Annotated in this window: 21 protein-coding genes; 4 read left to right on the forward strand and 17 right to left on the reverse strand. The window is 64.8% G+C overall.

The features are described from left to right. Positions 1-5 precede the first annotated feature (5 nt). The 12 genes from B3M53_RS01095 to B3M53_RS01150 form a co-directional block, all read right to left on the reverse strand. On the reverse strand, positions 6-809 hold the full coding sequence (locus B3M53_RS01095; RefSeq protein WP_273019361.1) for an AAA family ATPase: 804 nt from the start codon (positions 807-809) through the stop codon (positions 6-8). Continuing rightward, a complete protein-coding gene (locus tag B3M53_RS01100; RefSeq protein ID WP_273019360.1) occupies positions 806-1789 on the reverse strand; it encodes a flagellar biosynthesis-like protein (FlhF) in 984 nt (327 codons plus the stop codon). Before B3M53_RS01100 ends, B3M53_RS01095 begins: the two co-directional genes overlap by 4 nt. A gap of 26 nt (positions 1790-1815) precedes the next feature. Continuing rightward, positions 1816-3924 carry a flagellar biosynthesis protein FlhA gene (flhA, locus tag B3M53_RS01105; RefSeq protein ID WP_022701518.1) on the reverse strand — a complete coding sequence of 703 codons (2109 nt, stop codon included), beginning with the start codon at positions 3922-3924 and terminating at the stop codon, positions 1816-1818. A gap of 143 nt (positions 3925-4067) precedes the next feature. Continuing rightward, the gene (locus tag B3M53_RS01110) at positions 4068-5432 is read right to left on the reverse strand and encodes a sigma-54 interaction domain-containing protein (RefSeq protein ID WP_160093401.1); all 1365 of its coding nucleotides are present in this window, start codon (positions 5430-5432) and stop codon (positions 4068-4070) included. 31 nt (positions 5433-5463) lie between these two features. Further along, positions 5464-5769 (reverse strand): flagellar motor switch protein FliN, encoded by a 306-nt coding sequence (fliN, locus tag B3M53_RS01115; RefSeq protein WP_040705591.1) that lies wholly within the window; start codon positions 5767-5769, stop codon positions 5464-5466. An 84-nt stretch (positions 5770-5853) separates the two neighbouring features. Continuing rightward, the gene (locus B3M53_RS01120; RefSeq protein ID WP_160093402.1) at positions 5854-6522 is read right to left on the reverse strand and encodes a FliH/SctL family protein; all 669 of its coding nucleotides are present in this window, start codon (positions 6520-6522) and stop codon (positions 5854-5856) included. Positions 6523-6537: 15 nt separating this feature from the next. Next, the gene (gene fliG / locus B3M53_RS01125) at positions 6538-7524 is read right to left on the reverse strand and encodes a flagellar motor switch protein FliG (protein WP_407667931.1); all 987 of its coding nucleotides are present in this window, start codon (positions 7522-7524) and stop codon (positions 6538-6540) included. Positions 7525-7579: 55 nt separating this feature from the next. Beyond that, on the reverse strand, positions 7580-9223 hold the full coding sequence (gene fliF, locus B3M53_RS01130; RefSeq protein ID WP_273019359.1) for a flagellar basal-body MS-ring/collar protein FliF: 1644 nt from the start codon (positions 9221-9223) through the stop codon (positions 7580-7582). Between the two features lie 183 nt (positions 9224-9406). After that, entirely contained in the window at positions 9407-9679 is a 273-nt protein-coding gene (locus B3M53_RS01135) for a DUF1153 domain-containing protein (RefSeq protein WP_022701524.1), read from the reverse strand. 182 nt (positions 9680-9861) lie between these two features. Continuing rightward, the gene (locus B3M53_RS01140) at positions 9862-11262 is read right to left on the reverse strand and encodes a flagellar hook protein FlgE (protein ID WP_022701525.1); all 1401 of its coding nucleotides are present in this window, start codon (positions 11260-11262) and stop codon (positions 9862-9864) included. Positions 11263-11364: 102 nt separating this feature from the next. Further along, positions 11365-12099: a flagellar hook assembly protein FlgD gene (locus B3M53_RS01145; RefSeq protein ID WP_160093404.1), complete on the reverse strand. Its 735-nt coding sequence runs from the start codon at positions 12097-12099 to the stop codon at positions 11365-11367. A gap of 16 nt (positions 12100-12115) precedes the next feature. After that, positions 12116-14074, reverse strand: coding sequence for a flagellar hook-length control protein FliK (locus B3M53_RS01150; protein ID WP_273019358.1), 1959 nt, complete (start codon positions 14072-14074; stop codon positions 12116-12118). Between the two features lie 446 nt (positions 14075-14520). On the opposite strand from B3M53_RS01150, the gene flgK reads away from it, so the two are divergent. Together flgK and B3M53_RS01160 are read left to right on the forward strand one after the other, a co-directional pair. Further along, positions 14521-16647 carry a flagellar hook-associated protein FlgK gene (flgK, locus tag B3M53_RS01155; protein ID WP_273019357.1) on the forward strand — a complete coding sequence of 709 codons (2127 nt, stop codon included), beginning with the start codon at positions 14521-14523 and terminating at the stop codon, positions 16645-16647. A gap of 19 nt (positions 16648-16666) precedes the next feature. Further along, positions 16667-17578 carry a flagellin gene (locus B3M53_RS01160; protein ID WP_273019356.1) on the forward strand — a complete coding sequence of 304 codons (912 nt, stop codon included), beginning with the start codon at positions 16667-16669 and terminating at the stop codon, positions 17576-17578. A gap of 69 nt (positions 17579-17647) precedes the next feature. Here B3M53_RS01160 and proC read toward each other — a convergent pair whose 3' ends face one another. From proC to B3M53_RS01175, 3 genes are all read right to left on the reverse strand, one after another. Continuing rightward, entirely contained in the window at positions 17648-18496 is an 849-nt protein-coding gene (gene proC, locus B3M53_RS01165) for a pyrroline-5-carboxylate reductase (RefSeq protein ID WP_273019355.1), read from the reverse strand. A gap of 18 nt (positions 18497-18514) precedes the next feature. Next, positions 18515-19012: a YbjN domain-containing protein gene (locus B3M53_RS01170; protein WP_022701531.1), complete on the reverse strand. Its 498-nt coding sequence runs from the start codon at positions 19010-19012 to the stop codon at positions 18515-18517. 115 nt (positions 19013-19127) lie between these two features. Further along, the gene (locus B3M53_RS01175; RefSeq protein WP_022701532.1) at positions 19128-19433 is read right to left on the reverse strand and encodes an accessory factor UbiK family protein; all 306 of its coding nucleotides are present in this window, start codon (positions 19431-19433) and stop codon (positions 19128-19130) included. A 128-nt stretch (positions 19434-19561) separates the two neighbouring features. Here B3M53_RS01175 and lgt point away from each other — a divergent pair, with 128 nt between their 5' ends. Together lgt and B3M53_RS01185 are read left to right on the forward strand one after the other, a co-directional pair. After that, positions 19562-20443, forward strand: coding sequence for a prolipoprotein diacylglyceryl transferase (gene lgt / locus B3M53_RS01180; protein WP_022701533.1), 882 nt, complete (start codon positions 19562-19564; stop codon positions 20441-20443). A gap of 23 nt (positions 20444-20466) precedes the next feature. Then, positions 20467-21597, forward strand: a complete 1131-nt coding sequence (locus B3M53_RS01185) for a class I SAM-dependent methyltransferase (RefSeq protein WP_273019354.1) — start codon at positions 20467-20469, stop codon at positions 21595-21597. On the opposite strand, the gene B3M53_RS01190 is transcribed toward B3M53_RS01185, so the two are convergent. Both B3M53_RS01190 and B3M53_RS01195 read right to left on the reverse strand, forming a co-directional pair. Further along, positions 21594-21980: a response regulator gene (locus tag B3M53_RS01190; RefSeq protein ID WP_022701535.1), complete on the reverse strand. Its 387-nt coding sequence runs from the start codon at positions 21978-21980 to the stop codon at positions 21594-21596. The two genes, B3M53_RS01185 and B3M53_RS01190, sit on opposite strands and share 4 nt — an antisense overlap. Further along, a partial coding sequence (locus tag B3M53_RS01195; protein ID WP_286799474.1) for a sensor histidine kinase occupies positions 21961-22449 on the reverse strand: 489 nt, incomplete at its 5' end. The genes B3M53_RS01190 and B3M53_RS01195, both read right to left, overlap by 20 nt.

The raw sequence follows: 22449 nt of genomic DNA on the forward strand, positions 1-22449 counted from the left end.
ACAGCTTACTTGACGGCGACGCCATGCTCCAGCGCCCGGACGAGCTTGGCGATGTCGGAGGCGGCGTCAGACGCCGGATAGCGCGATTCCAGCATCACCTGGGCGCGAATCGCCTGGGGCACATACGGGTCGCGGCGGACAATGCCCGCCAGCGGCGGCCGGAAGCCCAGAAAGCTCTCACACGTCTTGGCGAAGCCCAGATAGGCGTGATGGGCGGCGGCGGGATCGGGCGCGTTATTGACCACCACGAACGGGCAGGCGCCTTCATCGCGCATGCGCAGGGTTTTCACGAAGGCGTAGGCGTCGGTCAGCGAGGTCGGCTCGTCATTGATGACGATGAGCACGTCGTCGGCCGCGGCGGCGAGACGGATGGTGGAGCGTTCCGCGCCTGCGGCGAGATCAATCAAGGTGCGGTCATAGGCCATGGAAGCGGCGGTGACGCCGGCGGCCAGCCGGTTGACGTTTTCAAGGTCGAGCCCGGCCAGCGCCGCAGAGCCGGACGGACCGGCGATCAGGTCGAAACTGCCTTCGCCAACAGAATTCACCGCTTCAGCCAGGCTGAGATCGCCTGCCACGACGGACGCCAGATCACTGGCGGCGCTGACGCCCAATTGCACGTCCACATTGGCCATGCCCAGATCCGCATCCACCAGCAGGCTGCGTTGACCGCGACGGGCGAAGGCGTGCGCCATGGCGATGGCCAGCGTGGTCTTGCCCACGCCCCCTTTGCCGGACGCAATGGCGAGGAGCGGTCCGGCCTGTCGCGGCGCGCTGAGCGCGAGACTGGCGTCGGTGGCGAAATTGGTCATGCCGGGAGCTCCTCTCCGGGGTCTTCCAGTAGCAATCTGGACAGGCGCAGCGCGGTCGCCGGGGCCAGCCCGTCGCCGATATAGGGCGAGGCGGAGATCTGAGCGTAGGCGAGCCCTGCCTCTCCAAACGCCAGCAATGCGCCCAGTCGGCGCGCAATGTCGAGCTTGGTGGCGATCACCCGGCCAGCCCCGATCGAGCTGAACAGGGCGGCGGCGTCTTCGGCGTCGCCCGGCGTCATGCCCGCATCCAGCACAGCGACGATCTCACCATCGGCCGCGTCGGCGAGCCCGGCCAGATCATCGAGCTGATCAAGATCAAACGGGTTCAGCCCCGCCACATCAATCAGCACGGGCCCGGCGCGGCTTGATTCCAGCAAGGCGCGCAACTCACGCGGTCCCGTCACGCCTTCAAACGGCAAATCGAGCGCGTCGGCATAGGCGGTCATCTGTTCTGCGGAGCCGGCGCGGCTATCGGCGCTGATCAGCATGGGCGCATGGCCTTGGGTGACGGCGCGGGCGGCGAGCTTGGCGAGGGCGGAGGATTTGCCAGAGCCCGGCGGCCCGGCCAGAAGCACAGGGCGTCCGGGGTCCGGCTCAAGCGGATGCACGCCATAGCGTTGATCGAGCGCCCGGGCGAGGGTGGCGGTGGCCTCCCCGTCTTCAAGCGCCATGGCGCTGTCCATCAGCGCTTCGGAGGCGCGTTCAGGCGGCAGGTGCCAGCCCAGGGCGCGGGCGATCCGGGTCAGGCCTTCATCAGCTTCGCCCCGCGCCTTGGTGCGCGCCTGATCACGGCGCGCCAGAGCGGTTTCCGGGGTCTCGCCCTTGGCGTGAACCGCGCCGCGTTCGGCGGCTGCGCGCACTTCCACCCCGCCATCAGAGGCGTCCGTGGTGGAGATGATCACCGCGTCCGGGCCCAGCTCACGGCGCACTTGCTCCATGACGGTGCTCAGGGTCTGTCCTGTGAAGGTGCGCAGGCGCATCGCGCCATCTCTCCTTTAGTCAGCGACTAGATCTGGCCGACGGTCTTGAGCCGGGCGCTGGGGTGAATTTCATTCTGGCTCATCACCACGGTTTGCGGGCGGAAGCGTTCGGTCAGCGAGCGCACATAGGGGCGCACATGGGGGCTGGTCAGCATCACCGGCACGTCGCCGCTCATGCCGGCCCGGTCAAAGGCGGCGCGCACAACTTCGACGAATTCACGCAGCTTGCTGGGCGCGAGCGCCAGCTGGCGGCGCTCGCCGTCCCCGATCAACGCCTCGGCGAAGGCCTGTTCCCATTGCGGGCTCAGCGACAGCACCGGCAGATTGCCGTCCGGGCCGCGATTGGCGTAACAGATCTGGCGCGCCAGGCGGCTGCGCACATGCTCGGTGATGGCGTCGAGATTGTTGGTCGCGCCGGACGCTTCGGCCACGCCTTCGACGATGGCGGCGAGATCGCGGATCGAGACCCGCTCTTTCAGGAGGTTTTGCAAAACGCGCTGAATGCCCGCGCGAGTGACCTGGCCGGGCGTGACCTCGTCCAGAAGCTTCTTGTGCTGGGGCGACAGGGCGTCGAGCAGGTTTTCGGTCTCCGCATAGCTCAGAAGCTCTGACATGTTGTCGCGCAGGATCTCGGTCAGATGGGTGACCAGAACGGCGGCGGGATCCACCAGCGTATAGCCGCGGAACGTGGCCTCCTCGCGATTGGCTTCGTCGATCCAGGTGGCGGGCAGGCCGAAGGCCGGCTCCTTGACGTGGGTTCCGGGCAGATCGACCTGGGCGCCGGACGGGTTCATGGCGAGGATCTGGTTGATCTTCAGCTCGCCGACCCCGGCTTCCATCTCCTTGACGCGCAGAACGTATTGTTCGCCCGGCATCTGCATGTTGTCGACAATGCGCACGCTGGGCAGAACGAAGCCGCTGTCCTGCGCGAGGTTGCGGCGCAGCGCCTTGATCTGATCGGTCAGGCGGCGGCCTTCCACATCATTGATCAGCGGCAGCAGGGCATAGCCCAGCTCGATCTTCAGCTCGTCGATATGCAGCGTATCCTCGATCGGCGCGTCTTGCGGATCGGGCGCGGCGGCGGCTTCCTGGGCGACCGCTTCTGCGGCTTCATTGACCACCGCCTTGTCGCGTTTCTGCGCGCTTTGCCAGGCCAGCGCGCCTGACCCCGCCGCCATCAAAGCAAACGGAATGAGCGGCATGCCGGGCAGCAGGCCGATGGCGAGCGAGGTGCCCGACACCATGCCCATGGCGGCGGGATTGGCCGACAGCTGGCCGAACACGGCCTCTTCCGCTGCGCCGTCCACCCCGGCCTTGGATACCAGAAGACCGGCGGCCAGCGACACGATCAGCGCCGGGATCTGGGAGACCAGACCGTCGCCGATGGTCAGCGAGGAGAACGTGCTCGCCGCCGAGCCGAAATCCATGCCCGACTGGGCGACGCCGATGATCATGCCGCCGATGAGGTTGATCGAGGTGATCAGGATGCCCGCCATGGCGTCGCCGCGCACGAATTTGCTGGCGCCGTCCATGGCCCCGAAGAAGTTCGATTGTTCTTCAAGTTCCTTACGGCGCTTGCGCGCCTCGTCTTCATTGATCAGGCCCGAGGACAGATCGGCGTCGATCGCCATCTGCTTGCCGGGCATGGCGTCCAGGGTGAAGCGGGCGGCGACTTCCGCGATCCGGCCCGAACCCTTGGTGATGACGACGAAGTTCACGATCACCAGGATGATGAACACGATGATGCCGATGACGAAATTGCCCTGCATCACGAAGCCGCCAAAGGCCTCGATGATGTCGCCCGCCGCTCCGGTGCCGTTCTGACCTTCTGACAGGATCAGGCGCGTCGAGGCCACGTTCAGCCCCAGCCGCAGCATGGTCGCCACCAGCAAGATCGCCGGGAAGGCGGTGAACTCCAGCGGGGATTTGATGAACAGCGCCGTCATCAGGATGAGCACGGAAAAGCTCACCGACACCGCCAGCATCACGTCCAGCAACGCTTTCGGAAGCGGCAGGATCAGCATGACCAGAAGGCCCAGAACCCCCAGGCCCATGGCGATATCGCCCCGCGCCAGCCGCTTGGCGAGCTGGCCGAAATCGAAACCGCTTTGGGAGGAGGCGTTGGCGTCAGCCATGGATCAGGCCCGTTCTGGCAGGTTTGGAACGAAGCGCGATTCTGCGTTCGTCAGGGTTCTGATTGCCCGGATTCTCGGCCGCTCAAAAGAGCGTCGCGCGTCGTTCGGACGCGCTGATGAGCGGGCGAGAGCCCGGGCGGGCGTCATCCCGCGAACCGGGATTCGCCGGGGGCGGGGATATCCTCGCCCTGTTCGCCATAGAGCTTGAGCTTGTTGCGCAGCGTGCGGATCGAAATCCCCAGAATGTTCGCGGCGTGGGTGCGATTGCCCAGACAATGATCAAGCGTGTCGAGGATGAGATCCTTCTCCACTTCCGCCACGGTCTTGCCGACCAGATTGATCGCCTCGTCAGCCGCTTGCGCGGCCTGGCGCGCCACCGATGATCCGCCAGCGCTGGCTGGCAGGGGCGAGCCGTCGGGCAGGCGGATGGCTTCGGGCTCGATCTGCGAGCCGCTGGCCAGCAGCACCGCGCGGTGCATGGCGTTTTCGAGCTCTCGCACATTGCCTTTCCAGGCGCGGGCGACGACCTGGGTCTTCGCAGCGTCCGACAGCGGGCGATAATCGACGCCATTGGCCTTGGCGTATTTCTTCAAGAAGTGATCGGCCAGCGCCAGCGTGTCTTCGGGACGGTCGCGCAGCGGCGGAATGGCGAGGTTCACCACATTCAGGCGGAACAACAGGTCTTCGCGGAAGCTGCCGTCGCGCACCGCTTCGCGCAGATCGCGGTTGGACGTGGCCAGAACCCGGATATTGACCTTCACGGGCTTGGAGCCGCCCACCCGGTCGATCTCGCGCTCTTGCAGGGCGCGCAGCAGCTTGGCCTGCAGGCGCACATCCATTTCGCTGATCTCGTCGAGCAGCAGCGTGCCGCCGTCGGCCTCTTCAAACTTGCCGATCCGGCGCGCGAGGGCGCCGGTGAACGCGCCTTTTTCGTGGCCGAACAATTCGGATTCCAGAAGGTTTTCAGGGATCGCGGCGCAGTTCACCGAGACGAAGGCTTTTGAGGCGCGCTTGGATTTCTTGTGGACATAGCGGGCCATGACCTCTTTACCCACGCCGCTTTCGCCGGTGATCAGCACCGAGGCGTCCGACGGGCCGATCTGATCGGCCAGACGCACCACGTCCAGCATCAGCGGATCGCGCGCGATCAGGGTGCGGTCATCGTCAGAGACGGCCGCCAGCACCGCGGCGATTAGCTCGGGATCGGGCGGCAGATGGATGAATTCCTTGGCCCCGGCCTTGATGGCGCCGGCGGCCGCTTCCGGACGCACATTCACGCCGCAGGCGATGACCGGAACGATGATGCGCTCGGCCTCGTTGGCGGCGATCAGGCTGCCCACATCCAGATTGACGTCGACCATCAGGATGTCGGCGCCCTTGCCGGCGCGCAGATAGCCGGTGGCCTGCTCGATAGTGTCCACATGGGCGACCTTGGCGCCGCGGTCCATGGCGATTTTCGTGGCGGCGGACAACTGGCCGCCCAGGCTTCCAACGATCAGAACGCGCATCGTTCGTTTCCTTTCCTATGGGCGGCCGGGGTCAGCCGGTGTCCCCGTCCTTGATGATTTCAGTCATGGTCACGCCCAGCCGGTCGTCCACGACGACGACCTCGCCGCGCGCCACCAGGCGAGAGTTCACATAGATGTCGATGGCTTCGCCGACCTTGCGATCGAGCTCGAGCACCGAGCCCGAGGTCAGGCGCAGCAGCGAATTCACATCCACTTGCGCCTTGCCCAGCACCGCGGAAATGTTCACCGGCACGTCAAAGACGGGCGCCAGATCCACCGCGGTGCGCACCTCCTCGTCGATCAGCGACTGTGCGGCGCCCGCGGTCGGTTCGCCCATGGGCGTGGGGTCGGGATTCACGCCGGCCGGCTCGTCGGACAGATCGGGAAGGTTCAGATCGTCGTCACTCATGGCTTAGCTCCTTCAGGCCTGGGCTTGACCGCCCAGGGCGGCCTGATCGGGGGTGGCGTCCGCATCGGCGTCCAGAGGCTGGGCGAGCCAGTTCTTCACGGCCTGCTCGATACGGGCTTCAATGTCCTGGGTGGTGCGTTCAATGGCGCCCGAGCGCCATTCCAGCACGCAGTCTGTGCGGGCGACATCGGCGTCGGCGCGCACGATCAGCGCGCCCTCCATGCCGCGCTGGGCGGCTTCGCCTTCCATCACTTCGGCCAGCGCGTCCGACATGGACGGGTTGACCCGGACGGCGATGCGCGGCTCTCCGCGCAGATCAGCCAACGCTTCGGTAATGCAGGCTTTCAGCGTGTCTTCGCCATACTGTTCAAGCGCCGCGCCGGCGATGATGCGGGCCGCCGCCAGCGCCAGCCGCGCCGCGTCTTCGCGCATGGCTTCAGATTCCGCCTTCATGCGGCCCAGAAGCGCCGTGACCTGGTGCACGACCTGGCCGGCGGCCTCGGCGGCGGCTTCCTGGGCTTCAATCTCGGCGACCTGACGGGCGGCTTCGGCGGCCTGTTCGGCCACCATCTGCATTTCCTCTTCGGTATAGACGCGCTTGAACGTGTCGCCTTCTCGCAGAATGCGGCCGTCCGGAGCGAACTCCCGGTCAAAGTCGAATTTTCTGAAGCCGTCAGTCACGAAGCTTCGGCCCCCCTAGTAAATGAGTTCATCTTCGCCGCCGCCTTCTGACAGCAGGATTTCGCCCTTGGCGGCGAGGTCTTTGGCCTGGTTGACCATGGTCTGTTGCGCGGTATCCACGTCCTTGAGGCGCACCGGCCCCATGGAGGCCATGTCTTCGCGCAGGATTTTCGCCGCCCGCTCGGACATGTTGGAGAAGAACAGGTCGCGCAGCGTGTCCGACGCGCCCTTGAGCGCCAGGCCCAGCTGATCTTTCGGCACGCCGCGCAGCAGGGTCTGCACCCCTTGCGGGTCGAGCTTGCCCAGATCCTCGAAGACGAACATCAGCGAGCGGATCTTCTCGGCGGAATCGCGATTGCGCTCTTCCAGCGACGCCAGGAACCGGTTTTCGGTCTGACGGTCGAAATTGTTGAAGATGTCCGCCATCAGTTCATGGCTGTCCTGCTTGGAGGTGCGCGCCAGATTGCTCATGAATTCAGAGCGCAGCGTCTCCTCGATCTTCTCCACGATCTCGCGCTGGACCGGCTCCATGCGCAGCATTCGGGTCACCACTTCCATGGCGAAGTCTTCGGGCAGGGCGGCCAGCACGCGAGAGGCGTGATCGGGGCGCACCTTGGAGAGCACCACCGAGACCGTCTGCGGGTATTCGTTCTTGAGATAGTTGGCCAGAACCACCTCGTTCACATTGGCGAGCTTGTCCCACATGGTCCGGCCGGCGGGACCGCGCAGCTCTTCCATGATCTGGTCGACCTTGTCCTCGGGCAGGAAGGAGGACAACAGGCGCTGCGCCTGATCCACCGAGCCCGTGATCGAGCCGGTCGAGGACATGGAGCCGACAAACTCCATGATCAGTTTTTCGACGGCGCCGGAGGTCACATTGCCCAGATTGACCATGGCCTGGGAGACGACGCGGATTTCCTCGTCATCCATCATCTCCCAGAGCTGACGCTGCTCATCGCCCAGCGCGAGCAGGATCACAGCCGCTTTCTCGGCCCCGGTCATGTCCTTGGGGTCGTCGACTTTACGTCCGCGGAGGGTTGGGGCGTCAGACATCAGATTACTCCCCGTCGTGCATCCAGGTGCGCAGGATGCTCATGGATTCATCGGGGTGCTGCTCCACAAGGGCCGCCACTTTGCGGACCGAGGACTTCTTCACCTGACCTTCGATCTGGGCGACGTCGATATGGTCGTCCGGGCCGGGCTCTTCAGGCAGCATCATGCCGCCTTCGGAATTGCCGAGCAGAGCCTGGACATTATCGGGCATCCCGGCGCCGCCGCCCGCGAGCGCGGGCGCTCGGCTGGCGGAGACATTGCCGATCGCGCCCTGCACCAGCGGACGCGCCACCAGCAAGATCACCAGCAGGGCGGTGATGAACAAGACGACGATCTCGGCGATGCGCATGAAGTCCAGGCTGCCCAGATTGAAGCCTTCAGGGGCGGGCGTGCCCAGCGACAGGTCAGGCCGGTTAAAGCGCATGGAGGTGACCTGCAGGATCTGATCGCCATCGGTCAGGGTGGTGTCGACAGGAAAGCCCACGGCGGCGGCCACCAGATTGCGGATCTGGGTCAGCTCGGCTTCGCTGCGCGGCTCAAAGGTCAGGGTTCCGTCCTCGCCGACCGTGGCGACTTCATCCACGACCACCGACACCGCCAGACGCTCCAGATCGCCCGCCTGAATGATGGAGACGGTTTCTTCCTGGGTGTTTTGATAGTTGCGTTCGGTGACGGAGCTTTGGCTGTTGGCCATCAGAGGCGTTTCACCGTCTGCGCCCGCTTCACCGTCTGGCGTGTTCTCGCTGACCGATACGCCGCCGGAGGTCACGGGTTCGGAGCGGCTTTGTTCTTCGGCGCGGCGGCTGACTTCCACCTGGCCGTTGGGGTCGTATTCCAGACGGGTGCGGGTCTGGCTCTGACGATTGAGCTCGGCGGTCACCGCGACGCGCACGCCGCCCGAGCCGACCACGCCCTCGACCAGATCGCGGATCTTCTGCTGCAGGTCCCGTTCGATGGCGCTCTGGCGATCATCCAGCATGGCGCCGATCAGGTCGCCCTCTGCGTCACTCGGCGCGGCCAGAAGCCGGCCCTGATCGTCGGCCAGGGTGATGCGGTTGACCTGAAGGCCCGGCACGGCGGTGGCGACCAGATTGCGGATCGTGGCGATCTGGGAGCTGGACATTTCCCCGCGCACGGAGACGACCACGGAGGCGGAGGGCTGTTGCTCGTCGCGTGAAAACAGGCGGCGTTCGGGCAGCACCAGGTGGACGCGGGTTCCGGTGACGGAGTTCAGCGTGTTGATCGACCGGGCCAGCTCGCCTTCCAGGGCGCGCTTGGCGTTGACGTTCTGCACAAAGCTGGTGGTGCCCAGCGCGTCGGTCTCGTCAAAGATCTCATAACCGACCGAGCCAAAGCTCAGCGCGCCGCCAGAGGCGACGCGCATGCGCGCCTCGTCGACCTGGTTGGTGTTGACGTAAACGGCGGACCCGCCTTCTTGCAGCTCATAGGAGATGCCGGCCTGGTCCAGGCGCTCGCTGACCGCGGCGGCGTCCGACGGGGCCAGCCCCGAGAACAATAGCGCCTGGCCATTGGAGTTCATGCTCATGGTGAAAAACACCAGAGCCGCCGCCGCGCCAGCCGTGAGGCCGAACATGGCGATCAATCGGCCAACACCGAATCGGGAAAGCTGTTCCAGTAACGCGTTCACGCCGGGCCGCCCTTGCTCGTTTCCGAATCAGAAAACGCCGCTCCCTGAAGCGGCTAGGCAAGTTTTTCCCACTATCCGCGTAAACGGGGTGTTAACGCGTTGAATCAAAAAACACGATCAGCGCGGCGAGCAGAGGCTCGCCGCGCTGGATTCAGGCCAGAAAAAGAGAGGGGGGCGTACCGCCTACTGGCGGTAATGCTGTATGCGCGTGGTGCGCAATCCGGCCAGGCCATGCCGGTCGATTGAGCGCTGCCAGGAGAGAAACTCCTCCACGGTCAGCCGGTAACGGTCACAGGCCTCATCCAGGCTCAGAAGCCCGCCGCGCACGGCTGCGACCACTTCCGCCTTTCGACGAATAACCCACCGCTTGGTGTCCGGGCTCGGCAAATCGGCCACGGTTAGGGGGCTGCCATCGGGACCGATGACATAGTTTTCCTTCTTCGCTCGACGTTCCATCCGACCCATCCTTGTTAGAAAGCACGTCTTACGCGCGCCCTTAGTGAGGGGGGTTATACGGGAGGGCCTCTTAAGGTGAGCCTAAAGCTCAAGGTAAAAGTACGGTAAATCAATTGTTTAGAAAAAATTCACCCCAGCGCCGAAGCGCCGGGGTGTCAGTCGGCCGGTGGGACGGCGGTGGTTTAACGCTTCATCTGGATCGCCTCGGCGAGCATTTCGTCCGCCGTGGTGATGATCCGGGAGCTGGCTGAATAGGCCCGCTGGGTGATGATGAGGTTCGAGAATTCGGTGGCGATATCCACGTTGGAGTTCTCCACCGTCTGGGCGGCGATGGTGCCTGAGGCGCCCGATCCGGGCGCGTTCAGGGTGAAGGCGCCGGAGTCTTCGGTGATCTGGAAGCTCGCGCCGCCGACCGAGGCCAGGCCGTTGGCGTTGAATACGGTGGCGACCGGCATCTGGTAGACCTTGCGGACCACGCCGTTGGTGAAGCGGGCCGACAGGAAGCCGTCCTCGCTCACTTCCACCCCGGCGAAAGCGCCGAAGATCGCGCCGTCCACCACAGTGGAATCAAGGTTGGAGGGCGAGTTGAACTGGGTGATGCCGCCCGGCGCGCCCGCCGTGCCCAGATCGAGCGCCAGGGTTTGCGCGCCCACGCCGGTGGTCGTCGACCAGCGGATCGCGCCCGCGCCGACAGGTCCGGCCGTGTCAGAGCTTTCAAACGCGATCGAGGTCGGAAAAGTGGTCGGCGCGCCGGACAGGATTTCACCATTGGTGTCGAACGCCACGATGCCCGTGGCGATCTGGCCATCGACCAGCGGGGCGCCCGTGGTCACGTCGGCCGCCGGCTGCACATGCATCTCCACATGCCATTGGTTGGCGTTGGTGGCGTGCTTGAGGAAGGACATGGTGACCGAGCGCACGCCGCCCTGGGTGTCATAGATCTGGATGGTGCGCTCAAAGTCCGGCGTCACATTGCCCGACGCCATATTGTTGGCCGTCGTTCCCGCAGCATAGGTCGCGGCTGCGGCGGACGGCGTGGTGCTCGCCTGCAGGTTCGCGTTGATGCGGACATTGGAGGTGGCGTTGGCGGTGCCGCCGATATTGGACAGGTTCACCGCTTCAAGCTGGTCAAGGTTGGACGGGTTCTGGTTGACCGAGCCGTCCGCCTGAACCGGCCAGGCGTACAGATACTGGCCCGCATCATTGCGCAGATAGCCCGCGGAATCCGTCTGGAAGCCGCCAGAGCGGGTGAACAGAACGGCGTCAGATCCGGTGCCGGAATTGTTCGGGCTCGGGCGCACCACGAAAAAGCCGTCGCCGTCGATCGCCATGTCGGTCGCCGAGACGCCGGGCGTCAGAAGCCCTGAGGAGTTGACGTCCAGACGCGAGTTCGAGCTCACGCCCGAGGAGGCGTACCGGCTCGCGCCGCCGCCGCCGATCTTGTAGTTCGGCGTGAAGATCGTATCGACGCGCTTGTAGCCGATCGTGTTCACGTTCGCGATATTGTCCGAGATCGCCGCCAACGCCGAAGAGTTGGCGATCAGTCCGGACGCGCCGGCGGCCATGGCCGAGTTGATACTCATATCGTGCTTCCCATCGTTTGTGCCCGGGCCCCCGGTCCTTCTGGTCGTGAGCCTCGATTTTGTTGCGGAGCGGTTCGGGCTCCGGATGTCCCCGTTTCGGGGTTATGCAGCGGCCTGAGACTCGTCTTCGGTCTCATCGCCTGTGTCTGTGGTGTTCGGGGGCGGGGTCTGCGATTCCCGCACGCTGGTCACCAGGCTGGCCGGCAGCACCAGTTCGCCATTGGCGAAGCTGACTTGCGCCTGGCCGCCGCTCATCTCCACGCCGGTCACCCGATGGGTGACGCGCACGGCGTAATCCATGATGACGTCGTCAGCGTCCTTGGCCACGACTTCCAGTTGGTAGACGCCGGGGGGCAGGGTGTTGCCGGCTTCATCCTTGCCGTCCCAGACCGCCTCGTGGACGCCTTCAGAGGTGTCGCCATCCAGACGGCGGACCTGTTTGCCGGTTTCATCGGTGATGAGCAGCTCCACGCTCTGCGCTTCCTGCGGCAGGCCGTATTCCCATTTCGCCTCGCCATTCTCGAGCAAGGTGTAGGTGGTGTTCACCGTGGCGTCCTTGCCGATGAATTGAAGCGAGGTCAGCTGAGCGTCCGATTGTTGCAGCGCGAGCAGGGCTTCCAGCGATTCATTGGAGGCGATCTGTTGCTCCACCGAGGAGAACTGGACCAGCTGCTGGACGAATTGCTCGGATTTGAGCGGGTCCAGCGGATCCTGGTTCTTCAGCTGCTCGGTGAGCAGGGTCAGAAACGTGTCGAAATTGTTCGCCAGGTCCGCAGTGGCCAGTTTGCTCTGACCTTGCGCTTGCTGGGATTGGGCGGCGGCGGATACTTCTGTCATGATTTCGCTCTTCTTCTCAGGCGATCAGATTGACGCCGGCGCGCTGGCTGACGGCGAAGCCGTAGAGCGCGTCAGCCAAGGGGGCGCCGGGCAGGTCGGCTTCGACCTCCGCGGTGAACCGGTTGCGGGCGGCGATGTCGTTGGCGGAAGCGCCCGCGTCATCGTCGAAATTGGTGAAAGCGCCGCCATCCTCGCTCAGCGAGAAGGACAATCCGTCCTCGCCCAGTTCGAGACCGGCGTCGGTCAGCGCTTTTTCAAGGTCGCGGGCCGAGCGCTGCAGTTCGGACAGGGTGTCGGCGCGTTCCGCGCTCAGCACGGCCGAGACCTTGTTGTCCGGGCCCAGTTCCAGACGCACTTCGATGCGGCCCAGCTCTGGCGGATCCAGGCGAATGTCGAACACGCGCGCGCCGTCATTGAACTTGCGCGCGATCTGGGCCGCCAGCGTATGGGTGGTGGTAGGGGCGAACCGGGCGGCGGTGTGCGCCTGGGCCTGTCCGGGGCGCTGCGCTTCCGTGCGCGCATCGGACCGCACGGCGCCCAGTTCCAGATCCGGGTCGATCGTATCCGCGCTCGGCTCCATCGGCGCCTCGCTCGACAGCGCCGTGTCCTGAAGCAGGAAGGTCAGCGGGTCTGTATAGGCGGTGACGGCCGGGGCGAACGTGTCAGCAGGTTTGGCGGCGGACGCAGTCGGCTCGGCGCCGGTCGGTCTGGTGTTTGCGGCAGAGCTGGTCTGGGCGGCGCTGGCGGCGGGTCTGGCCGTTGAAGCCTCGGTGTTGTCAGCCTGGCGCGCCTTGTTCTGGGCGCCTGGCGCGCGATCAGAGTCTGTGCGGCGTGGCTGAGCAGAGGCGTCTTGCTGGGCGGTCTGCGCTTGAGCCTGCGCCTGAGCTTGAGCTTGAGCCTGAGACTGGCCCTGAGCGTTGGCGGCGCCAGCTTGCGCGTTCGCCGACGGGGCCGGATTTGCGGTGTCTGGTTTTGCGCTTTCGGTCGCCGCCGGGGCGCCCGGCTGGGCCTTGTCGCTCAAATCCTGGGGCTTGGCGTTGGTCTGTGCGGCGCTGGACGCGGCGGTTTGATCCTTGGACGCAGCCGCGCTCTCGCCATCGGCCTGAGTTCCAGCCTTCGCCGCCTCAGCCGAACGCGCCGGTCCGGCGGAGTCAGCCTCCGTCTCTTCGGTCGCCTCAGCCGAAGATCCACCGGCGCCAGCCTCACTGCGCGGCGCCTTCATGTCCTCTGGTTCTGCGCCAGACGGCGCGGTTTGGCCGTCACCGGATTGAGCGCCCTGGCCCGGCGCCGCCGCCTTATCGCCAGACGGAGTCTGCGCGGGCGCCGCCGGTTGCGATTTATCCCCTGATACAGGTTTGGCGGCTGCATCAGGGCGAGCAGCTTCGGCGCCGGTCCCTGCGGAATCAGCCGCCATGGCGCCGGGCGCGGCGACGGCCGAGGCCGCGGCGCTGGACTGGGCGGAGTTGGTCGAGATCGCAGCGTCAGGCGAGGCAGACTTGGCGTTCGCCTCGGCAGAAGCGTCTTTGGGCGTCGCGCCGTCTATACTCTTGGCCGGGGTTCCGGCTTCAGAGTCTCCGGTGGCGGCGACCGTTTCGCCGGTTTGGGCGGTCTGTGCATCAAGCGCCATGGCTTCATTGAAGCCGACCACGGAGGTCGCGGTTTCAGACGGGGCCGATTGCGCGTCCGTTCCGGATTGTGCGTCTTGCGTTTTACTGGCGGTGTCGCGCTCGGATTTGTCGGCCTGGGCTTTGTTTGATTGGGCTTTGTCAGCTCGGGCCTGATCAGCCTGGTCCTTGTCGCGCGCGGTCGCGGCGTCGCGTTCGGCTTTGTTCGCAGAAGAGGGTGAGGAGACCGGCTTGCGGTCTTGCGACTCAGGCAGAGTGAACGCCTGCGCGCCCGTCTCCGACGCGCGGGCGGCGCGTGGGGCGGACGGGGCTGTCGGCGCAGGGGCCGGGGGCAGGCGGTCGAGCGGCATGAGCGTAAGGCTCCGCAATCATCAATCTGATGCGCCGCGTTTTGCTGCGTCTGGGGCGTCGAGCGTTTTGCCCGACAAGCGTTTAGCCAAGCTTTCAAGGGGCGTGCCAGTTTCATCATTCCAAAAAGCCTATTTAATACAACGGGTAAACCTGTTGTTAGGGTTTGAAATCGGCGCCGGTCGGCAGATTCTCCCCGTTTCTGGATGACGGATTTGCCGAGCGGGCCGGGGTGTTTCCACTTGGCCCGGTGCTTGCGCTGTCTGTCTTGGTCAGTTTCGGAACGCGTCTGAGCGATAATCCGACGAAGGCATAAAAAGCACATTAAATACATATGCTTGTTGTGATCTTCGCGCAGCGCTCAGAGTTCAGGCTTTACCTTCTGACCGGGAAATTTCTGCCGCCTCATGGGTAAAAACACCCCGGCGGGCGAATGTTGGAGGCGCACATGGCGCTCAATTCTGTGATCGGCAACGCCCTGTCAGGGCTGCAGGCCTCTCAGCTCGGCTTGCGGACGGCGTCCAACAATGTCGCCAACGTCAACACGCCCGGCTATGCGCGCACAGAGCTCGCCATCACCTCACGCAATGTGGCCGGTCAGGGCATGGGCGTTCAGGTGCGCGGCGTCGAGCGCATCACGGATGAGTATCTGCTTGCGGCCTCGGTGCGCGCCCAGTCTGATTACTCTGCGGCCATGGCGCGCAATGGCGCGCTGGACCGGTTGCAGGCCCAGTTCGGCGGCACGGATGACGAGACGTCGATCTTTGGCCGGTTGAACGCGGCGTTCAGCTCGCTCAGCGCGGCGGCGGCTGACAGTGCGGAAACCGTATCTCGCCTCAGCGCAGCCTCTGAATTGCAGAGTTTCTTTGATGAGACCCAGCGTTTGTCTGTGGAGATGCGCACATTGCGCAACGAAGCGGATACGCGGATCGGCGCCGGGGTCGGCCGGATCAACGAGATTCTCCAGGAGATGCAGGATCTCAACATTCAGGCGCAATCGCTGAACGCCAGCGCGTCCGACACCAGCGGCGCAGCCAACCGTCAGGTTGAATTGCTGGACGAATTATCGAGCCTGATTGATGTGCGCACTCAACGCCAGCCTGACGGGCGGGTCTTTGTCTCCACCGCCGACGGCGTCGCGCTGCTCGATAATTCGCGGCTCAATCTGGAATACACCCCGTCCGGCACGGGCAGTTACGGGCTGGATTATGGCGAGATCACCGCGGTGGTCTCCGCGTCCGGCGCGCGGGTCAGTCTGACCCATAACATCACCTCCGGTGAAATCCGCGGCCTGATTGATCTGCGCGATCAGGACCTGCCGCAGCTCGCGGCGGCCCTGGGCGAGTTCACTGCCGGGGCGGCGGACGCGATGAACGCGGCCCATAACGACGCCACCGCCTATCCGCCGCCCAACACGCTGACGGGCCGCGACACCAGCTTGGTGGGCGGGGATGTGTTGCAAGGCTCGGGCGCCGCGACGCTGGCGATCGTCAATAATGACGGCACGCTGGTCCAGCAGGTCGCCATTACCGTCACCGGCGCCGGGTTTACGGTGGACGGCAACGCTGCGAACTCGATCACCGATCTGGTCAATGAGCTGAATACGGCGCTGGGCGCCAACGGTACGGCGAGCTTCACCAATGGCCGGCTGAGCATTGACGCGACCAACGCCAATCACGGCGTCGCCACGGTGCAGGACGAGACCACGCCGTCCTCCATCGGCGGACGGGGCTTTGCGCATTTCTTCGGCCTTAACGACATCGTGGATTCAGATCGTCCCGCCTTTTTCGAGACGGGCCTGACCGCGACCAGCGCGCATGGCCTGGCGCCGGGCGGGGTGATGAGCTTCAAGGTGCTCGGCCCGAACGGCGCGCGCACGGCCGATATCGACGTGACGGTCGCCGGCGCGACCATCCAGGATCAGCTGAACGCCTTGAACGCGGCGGGAACGGGGCTGGGCGCCTACGGCTCATTCGGCTTGGACGCCAATGGCGAGGTCAGTTTCACGCCCAGCGCCGGGTTCGAGCAGTATGAAGTGGTGGTCACTGGCGACACCAGCATTCGCACCGGCACGGGAAAATCCTTCACCACGATTTTCGGGGTGTCGGAAAATTCACGGATGAGCCGGTCTGAGGGCTTTGAGGTGCGGCCTGCGATCCGGTCGGATTCCATGCTGCTCGCCATGGCCAAGCTGGATGTGACGGGCGCGTCCGCGCCAGGGGATCTGGTGGTCAGCGCGGGTGATAATCGCGGCGGTCAGGAATTGGCCGCAGCCGGGCAGGTCAAGCGCACCTTTGATGATGCGGGCGATATGCGCGGCGGTCAGTCCACCTTGATCGAATACGGCTCGCGGGTTGCGGGCAAGGTCGGCTCGGTCGCTGCGTCCGCCCAGCGCCAGGAATCGGCCGCCGCCGCGGTCAAGGAAGCCGCCGACATCAAGCGGTCGGACGTAGAAGGGGTGAGCCTTGATGAAGAGCTCGCCCGGATGATCCAGTTTCAGCAATCGTACAACGCCGCGGCGCGCCTTCTGCAGGCCGCGCGCGAGATGTCAGACACGTTGCTGCGTATCGTTTAGGTCGGGAAGGGAGCTTAGAATGAGAATTTCCACCCAAGCCGCATCCCAGGCGGCGCTCATGGATCTGATGCGCGCCCAGCGCGAAGCCTATGATGCGCGCGACCAGCTCGCCAGCGGCAAGAAGGCGCCGGACCTCAAGGGCTACGCCAACACCGCCGAGACGATCATCTCCGCGCGCGCCGCCCAGCAGCGCAGCGAATCCTTCGCGACCTCCAACAGCCGGATCATGAACCGGCTGGAGATCCAGGACCTCGCCTATCAGGAATTGTCTCAAGCCGCGACGGACCTGCGCACGGCGCTGACCACCAATGACGGCTCCTTCATGATGGACAAGGTGCAGGAGGTCTTTGATCAGGCGTCGGCGGCGCTCAACATGCGCTTCAACGGCTCTTACGTCTTCGGCGGCGTGCGCACGGACGCCTTGCCCTTCACTGCGGACACGATCGCAGACCTTCAGGCGGCGGCCCCGGACGTCTCGGCCATGTTTGACAACGCCGCGCGGCGCCAGACCACCATGATCGAAGAGACGATCACCATCGACATCAACTCGACCGCCTCGGAAGTCGGCACGGATCTGATGGCGTCCATCGAGCGGATCGCCGATTTCAACGCCGGGCCGGACGGTCCGTTTGATGGCCAGATCACCGAAAACCAGCAGGCGTTCCTGGAGACCGAGCTGGCCAACATCATCGCCGCCTTTGATACGATCAATGTGGCGATGGCGGAGAACGGCTCACGCCAGAAACAGGTGGAGAACGCCACCACCGGCCATGAAAAGCGGTCCGATTACCTCACCATCATGGTGGCGGGGATCGAGGATGCGGACATGGCCGAGGCCGCGACCCGCTTCCAGCAGGCGCAAACCGCCGTGCAGGTGTCCGCCCAGACCTTCTCCACGCTCAGCCAGATCAGCCTGCTGAATTATCTCTAGAGCCTTTTCAGCGAAAGCGGGAACCGGTTTCGCGGTTGGGCATTGCGTCCTGCAAAATCCAGCCTGGGCTTAGTCGCCCGCGCTCTGGCTGCCCATCTTGCGGCCGCGGCGTTCGGCGGCGGCGACGGCGTTGCGCACAAGCCCCGGGAGTCCGCCGCCATTCATCAGGGCGTCGAGACCGGCCTGGGTGGCGCCGCCGGGACTGGTCACAGCGCGGCGCAGCTCGTCCGGTTCGCCCTGGCCAGCCTTCATCAAGGCGCCGGCGCCGGCGACGGTCTGCTTGGCGAGGGTGAGGGCGAGCGCGCGCGGCAGGCCTTCCGCTTCCGCTGCCGCGGCCAGCGCTTCGGTGAACAAGAACACATAGGCGGGTCCCGAGCCCGAGACCGCCGTCACTGCATCCATCAGCCGTTCATCGGAAATCCACTCCACCAGCCCGGCGGGCTTGAGCAGTCTTTCCACGCGTTTTTCAAAGGCTTTGGTGTCGGCGATGGGATTGGCCACGCACACGCTCACGCCTTCGCCGATGGCGGCGGGCGTGTTGGGCATGGCGCGCACGATCGGGCGATCGGGCAGGGCGTTCGACAAGGTGCGCAAGGGCACGCCCGCGGCGATCGAGAGCACCAGCGCGTCCAGCGGCAGGTCGTCGTTCAAGGCGCTGAGCACCGGGCGCACCTGATCGGGCTTGATCGCCACCACCAGCGTGTCGAGGGTGCGCGCCAGCTCGGGCGTCAGGGCGTCCGCCTGCGCCACGCCGCGCGTCTCGATCAGCGCCTGGGCGCCGACGCCGGGCCGGGGGTCGATCAGGATGATTTCATCGGCGCTGAGGCCGCCGCGCGCTTTGCGCAGCCAGCCCTGAGCCAGGGCGGATCCCATACGGCCCGCGCCCAGCAGGCCGATCCGGCCCTCAATGTCTGACATGTGTGCGTTCGGGTCCTTCTAGGCCTCTCCGGCCGTGTCGAACATGGCGGCGGCCACGGCTTCGAGCGGAGTCTTACCGCTCCAGAGCAGATAGTGGAACGCCGGATACAGCCGTTCGCCCGCTTCTTTCGCCGCTTCGATCAGCGCGGCCCCTTGCGCAACGGAGACATTTTCCGCTTCCGGCAAGGTCAGCGCGTGGCGAAAGACGACCGAGCCGTCTTCATGCCAGATCTCGAAATGACCGATCCAGAGGCGCTCGTTCAGCCGCGCCACCAGCTCGCAGACATCCTTGTAGCGGCTGTCGGGCGCCTTGAGGTCGAGCGCGGAAAAGACATGGATGACATCCAGATCGGGCCGATAGGCGAACCAGATCTGATGGTCGCGCCAGGAGCCCGGCACCGCCATATGCAGTTCCAGATCGTCGCGCTCATAGGCGTATTGCGCCGTCAGGACGGCTTGTTCGATGCTTTCCAGCGGATCCATCGCGATGATGGTTTCCTGGGTGGTGAGATCCATGATGGTCCTCTAGCCCCTCGCTGCGCCTGGCGACTCAGTTCGCCGCCCATAAAGAACGGTATGCGCCCCGATCCCCGGGGTGCAAGCGCTCAGCGTTAGGGAAATTGTAAGTGGTTTATTCAGCGGATTTTTTTGCTGTGGAAGTCTTGGCGGCCGGTTTCGCCCGGCTCGGCTTTTTCGCCGATTGGGCCTCAAGGTCCGCCAGACGGGCCTCCAGCGATTGAAGCCGGGCGGCGCTGGCGTCCGCTTCGGCCCGCAGAGCCTCAAACTCGTCACGGCTGACAAGGTCCAGTTCGGACGCCATGCGCTCGGCCTGGGCGCGGAACACCGCGCGCGCTTCGTCGCCCGCCGCTTGTGCAGCGCTGAAAGCGTCGGTCATCAGATCGGCCAGATCTGCGAACATTGGGTTGCGGGACTGCATGACATCACCGTGTGCTCTGCTATGAAGACCCATATAGGCGTCTGTGGCCCCGCTAGGCAATGCGGCGCCGCGTTGTCTAACAGTTAACAATCGGGCTTTACGGCCGAATTATTTTTCTGGAGCCTTTCATGATAGGCGCATGCCCCGCCAGCTTCGACCTGATCGACCCGGTTCTGTTTTCGATACCGGAGATCGCCGGCCTCGGTCCGTTTCCCATCCGCTGGTATGCGATCGCCTATATCGCCGGGCTCTTCCTGGGTCTGTACTGGGTGTTGCGTCTGGTGTCCCAGGGACGCCTCTGGGGGCTGACGCCCAAAACCCAGACCGCGCCATACAGCCGCGCCTTCGTGGACGATCTGGTGCTGTGGATCATGATCGGCATCATCGGCGGCGGACGGCTGGGCTATGTGCTCTTCTACAACACCTCGATGATCTGGGAGGAGCCGGTGCGCGTGGTCACCGGCATCACAGACGGCGGCATGAGCTTTCATGGCGGGCTGCTGGGCGTCACGCTGGCGATGGTGTTCACCGCGCGCGCTTACAAAGCGCCCTTGCTGCGGGTTTCGGACGCGGTTGCGGCGGCGACGCCCATCGGCTTGTTGTTCGGGCGTCTGGCCAATTTCATCAATGGCGAGCTGTGGGGGCGTCCGGCGCCGGACCTGCCCTGGGCCATGCGATTCTCAGCCGATCCCACCTGTCAGCTGCGCCACCCCAGCCAGCTGTATGAAGCGGCGCTTGAGGGCGTGGTGCTGTTCGTGATCCTGACGGTGCTGATCTACCGGTTCCGGGCGCTCAGCCGTCCGGGGCTTCTGACGGGCGCGTTCCTGGCGGGCTATGGCGTGTTCCGCGCCTTTGTCGAGGTGTTCCGCGAACCGGACCGGCAAATGCCCGAAGCGCTGCAGGGCTATGTGACCATGGGCATGGTGCTGTGCATTCCCATGATCGCCGCGGGCGCCTATCTGGTCTGGCGGGCCCGCCGGAATCCGGCCGTGGGCGCGCGCAAAGCCTGAACCGATACGAGGACGCCTCTTTCATGAGCGATGATGACTTTCGCCCGGCGCAGATGATCAAAGAGCGCCTGCAGGACCGTTTGCGCAGCGAGGGCGCGCTGTCGGTTGCGGCCTATATGGCCGAGGCGCTGTTTCATCCCATGGCGGGGTTTTACGCCACGAAAGACCCGCTGGGCGCGGCGAACGACTTCATCACCGCGCCTGAGATCAGCCAGATGTTCGGCGAGCTTCTGGGCCTGTGGGCGGCGGAATGCTGGATGCAGATGGGCGCGCCGTCGCGCTTCGAGCTGATCGAGCTGGGTCCGGGCACAGGCCGGATGATGAGCGACATGCTGCGCGCGGGCCGCGCCGCGCCGGGCTTTCTGGATGCGGTGCATGTGACGCTGGTCGAAGCCTCGCCGGCCTTGAAAATGGTGCAGGGGCAGACGCTGGCGAACGCGCCGGTTCCGGTCCACTGGGCGAAGGATTTCGAGAAAACCCCGTCCGGCCCCGCGGTGGTGATCGGCAATGAGTTTCTGGACTGTCTGCCGATCCGCCAGGCGGTCCGGCATCAGGGCCAGTGGCGCGAGCGCGTGGTGACCCTGCACCCCGAAGATCAGGACCGCTTCGTCTTCGGTCTTGGCCCGATGCTGAGCGATTCGGATATCGGCTATATCGCCCCCGCCTTGCGCAAGTCCGAAGACGGCGCGCTGGTGGAGCTGCGTCCCGGCGATCAGCAGCAGATGGAGCAATTGGCCAATCGCTTCAAACGCGATCCCGGCTACGCCCTGTTTGTGGATTACGGCTCGGCAAAACCTGAAACCGGCGACACGCTGCAAGCGATCCGCGCCCATCAGAAAGTGGACCCGCTGGACGCGCCCGGCACGGCGGACCTGACGGCCTGGGTGGATTTTGACCGCTTGTTGCGTCTGGGGCTTGATGCGGGCCTTGCGGCGTTCGGGCCCATGACCCAGGGCGAGTTCCTGACCGAGCTGGGGATCGAGCAACGCGCGGCGGTGCTGTCGAAATCCGTGGATGAGTCGGGCCAGGCCCGGCTGAAGCGCCAGATGCACCGGCTGGTTTCGCCTGAGGATATGGGCGAGCTGTTCAAGCTGGCGGCGTTCAGCTCCGACGGTCTGCCGCCCGCGCCGGGGATCGCGCCGTTCAGCCGTTAGCTCTCAGACAGATGCGCCTCGATGATGCGGGCGATGACGCGCTCATATTCCTCAAGATCTGACGGTTTGACGAAATAGCCGTCAGCGCCTGCTGCGAGCGCGATGCGGATTTCATCTTTCAGATTGGAGGTGGACAGGCTGATGCACGGCACGCCCGTCATCTTCTGACAGGCCTTGACCAGCTTGATGAAGTCTGTGCCGGACATGCCGGGCAACCGGCTGTCCACCAGGCAAAAGTCGGGCTTGGCGGCGTCGCTGCGGATATAGTCCAGCGCATCTTCGGCCCGCTCAAAGACCTTGAAATCAGAAAAGCCGCGCGCCGTCAGGGCGTCGGTGATCAAGGTCGCGTCAATCAGGCTGTCTTCAATGATCAGGCTCGTCATCACTCAACTCCTTAATCACGGGAAAGGTCAGGATGAACCGCGCCCCGTCCTCATAGTCAGGATCGACCAGGATCGTACCATCATGAGCCTCCATGATCCGGGCGCAGAAAGCCAGCCCTACGCCCGACCCTGGCACATCGCTGCGATAGCGTTGCATCATCTTGAACACGCCTGTCCTTTGAGTCTCGGGAATCCCGGGGCCGTTATCGGCGAAGCGGATCACGAGCCCCTGTGCGCTGTCATGGCTGTCTACCGTCAGGATGACCTGCGGCGTGTCAGCGTATTTGACCGCGTTGTCGATCAGATTGCGAAACAGGTGCGCCAGCAAGGTCTCGTCGCCTTGCACCAACGGCTCTCCCTCGATGCGCAGCGAGATCGGCGCCTCTGGGTAATAGTCGTGCAACAAGGCTTCCAGCATCGGTTTGATCGCGGTCGCGTTTGCTGCCGCCTTGGTTTCCACCAGATCGGA

It is taken from the genome of Oceanicaulis sp. UBA2681, assembly GCF_002354675.1.
Lineage (GTDB): Bacteria > Pseudomonadota > Alphaproteobacteria > Caulobacterales > Maricaulaceae > Oceanicaulis > Oceanicaulis alexandrii.

Bases quoted from the DNA above. Each gene is read 5' to 3' on its own strand.
- B3M53_RS01095 (WP_273019361.1), bottom strand. From the start codon at position 809: ATGACCAATTTCGCCACCGACGCCAGTCTCGCGCTCAGCGCGCCGCGA.
- B3M53_RS01100 (WP_273019360.1), bottom strand. From the start codon at position 1,789: ATGCGCCTGCGCACCTTCACAGGACAGACCCTGAGCACCGTCATGGAG.
- flhA (WP_022701518.1), bottom strand. From the start codon at position 3,924: ATGGCTGACGCCAACGCCTCCTCCCAAAGCGGTTTCGATTTCGGCCAG.
- B3M53_RS01110 (WP_160093401.1), bottom strand. From the start codon at position 5,432: ATGCGCGTTCTGATCGTTGGAAGCCTGGGCGGCCAGTTGTCCGCCGCC.
- fliN (WP_040705591.1), bottom strand. From the start codon at position 5,769: ATGGGCGAACCGACCGCGGGCGCCGCACAGTCGCTGATCGACGAGGAG.
- fliG (WP_407667931.1), bottom strand. From the start codon at position 7,524: ATGACCGGGGCCGAGAAAGCGGCTGTGATCCTGCTCGCGCTGGGCGAT.
- B3M53_RS01135 (WP_022701524.1), bottom strand. From the start codon at position 9,679: ATGGAACGTCGAGCGAAGAAGGAAAACTATGTCATCGGTCCCGATGGC.
- B3M53_RS01140 (WP_022701525.1), bottom strand. From the start codon at position 11,262: ATGAGTATCAACTCGGCCATGGCCGCCGGCGCGTCCGGACTGATCGCC.
- B3M53_RS01145 (WP_160093404.1), bottom strand. From the start codon at position 12,099: ATGACAGAAGTATCCGCCGCCGCCCAATCCCAGCAAGCGCAAGGTCAG.
- B3M53_RS01150 (WP_273019358.1), bottom strand. From the start codon at position 14,074: ATGCCGCTCGACCGCCTGCCCCCGGCCCCTGCGCCGACAGCCCCGTCC.
- flgK (WP_273019357.1), top strand. From the start codon at position 14,521: ATGGCGCTCAATTCTGTGATCGGCAACGCCCTGTCAGGGCTGCAGGCC.
- B3M53_RS01160 (WP_273019356.1), top strand. From the start codon at position 16,667: ATGAGAATTTCCACCCAAGCCGCATCCCAGGCGGCGCTCATGGATCTG.
- proC (WP_273019355.1), bottom strand. From the start codon at position 18,496: ATGTCAGACATTGAGGGCCGGATCGGCCTGCTGGGCGCGGGCCGTATG.
- B3M53_RS01170 (WP_022701531.1), bottom strand. From the start codon at position 19,012: ATGGATCTCACCACCCAGGAAACCATCATCGCGATGGATCCGCTGGAA.
- B3M53_RS01175 (WP_022701532.1), bottom strand. From the start codon at position 19,433: ATGCAGTCCCGCAACCCAATGTTCGCAGATCTGGCCGATCTGATGACC.
- lgt (WP_022701533.1), top strand. From the start codon at position 19,562: ATGATAGGCGCATGCCCCGCCAGCTTCGACCTGATCGACCCGGTTCTG.
- B3M53_RS01185 (WP_273019354.1), top strand. From the start codon at position 20,467: ATGAGCGATGATGACTTTCGCCCGGCGCAGATGATCAAAGAGCGCCTG.
- B3M53_RS01190 (WP_022701535.1), bottom strand. From the start codon at position 21,980: ATGACGAGCCTGATCATTGAAGACAGCCTGATTGACGCGACCTTGATC.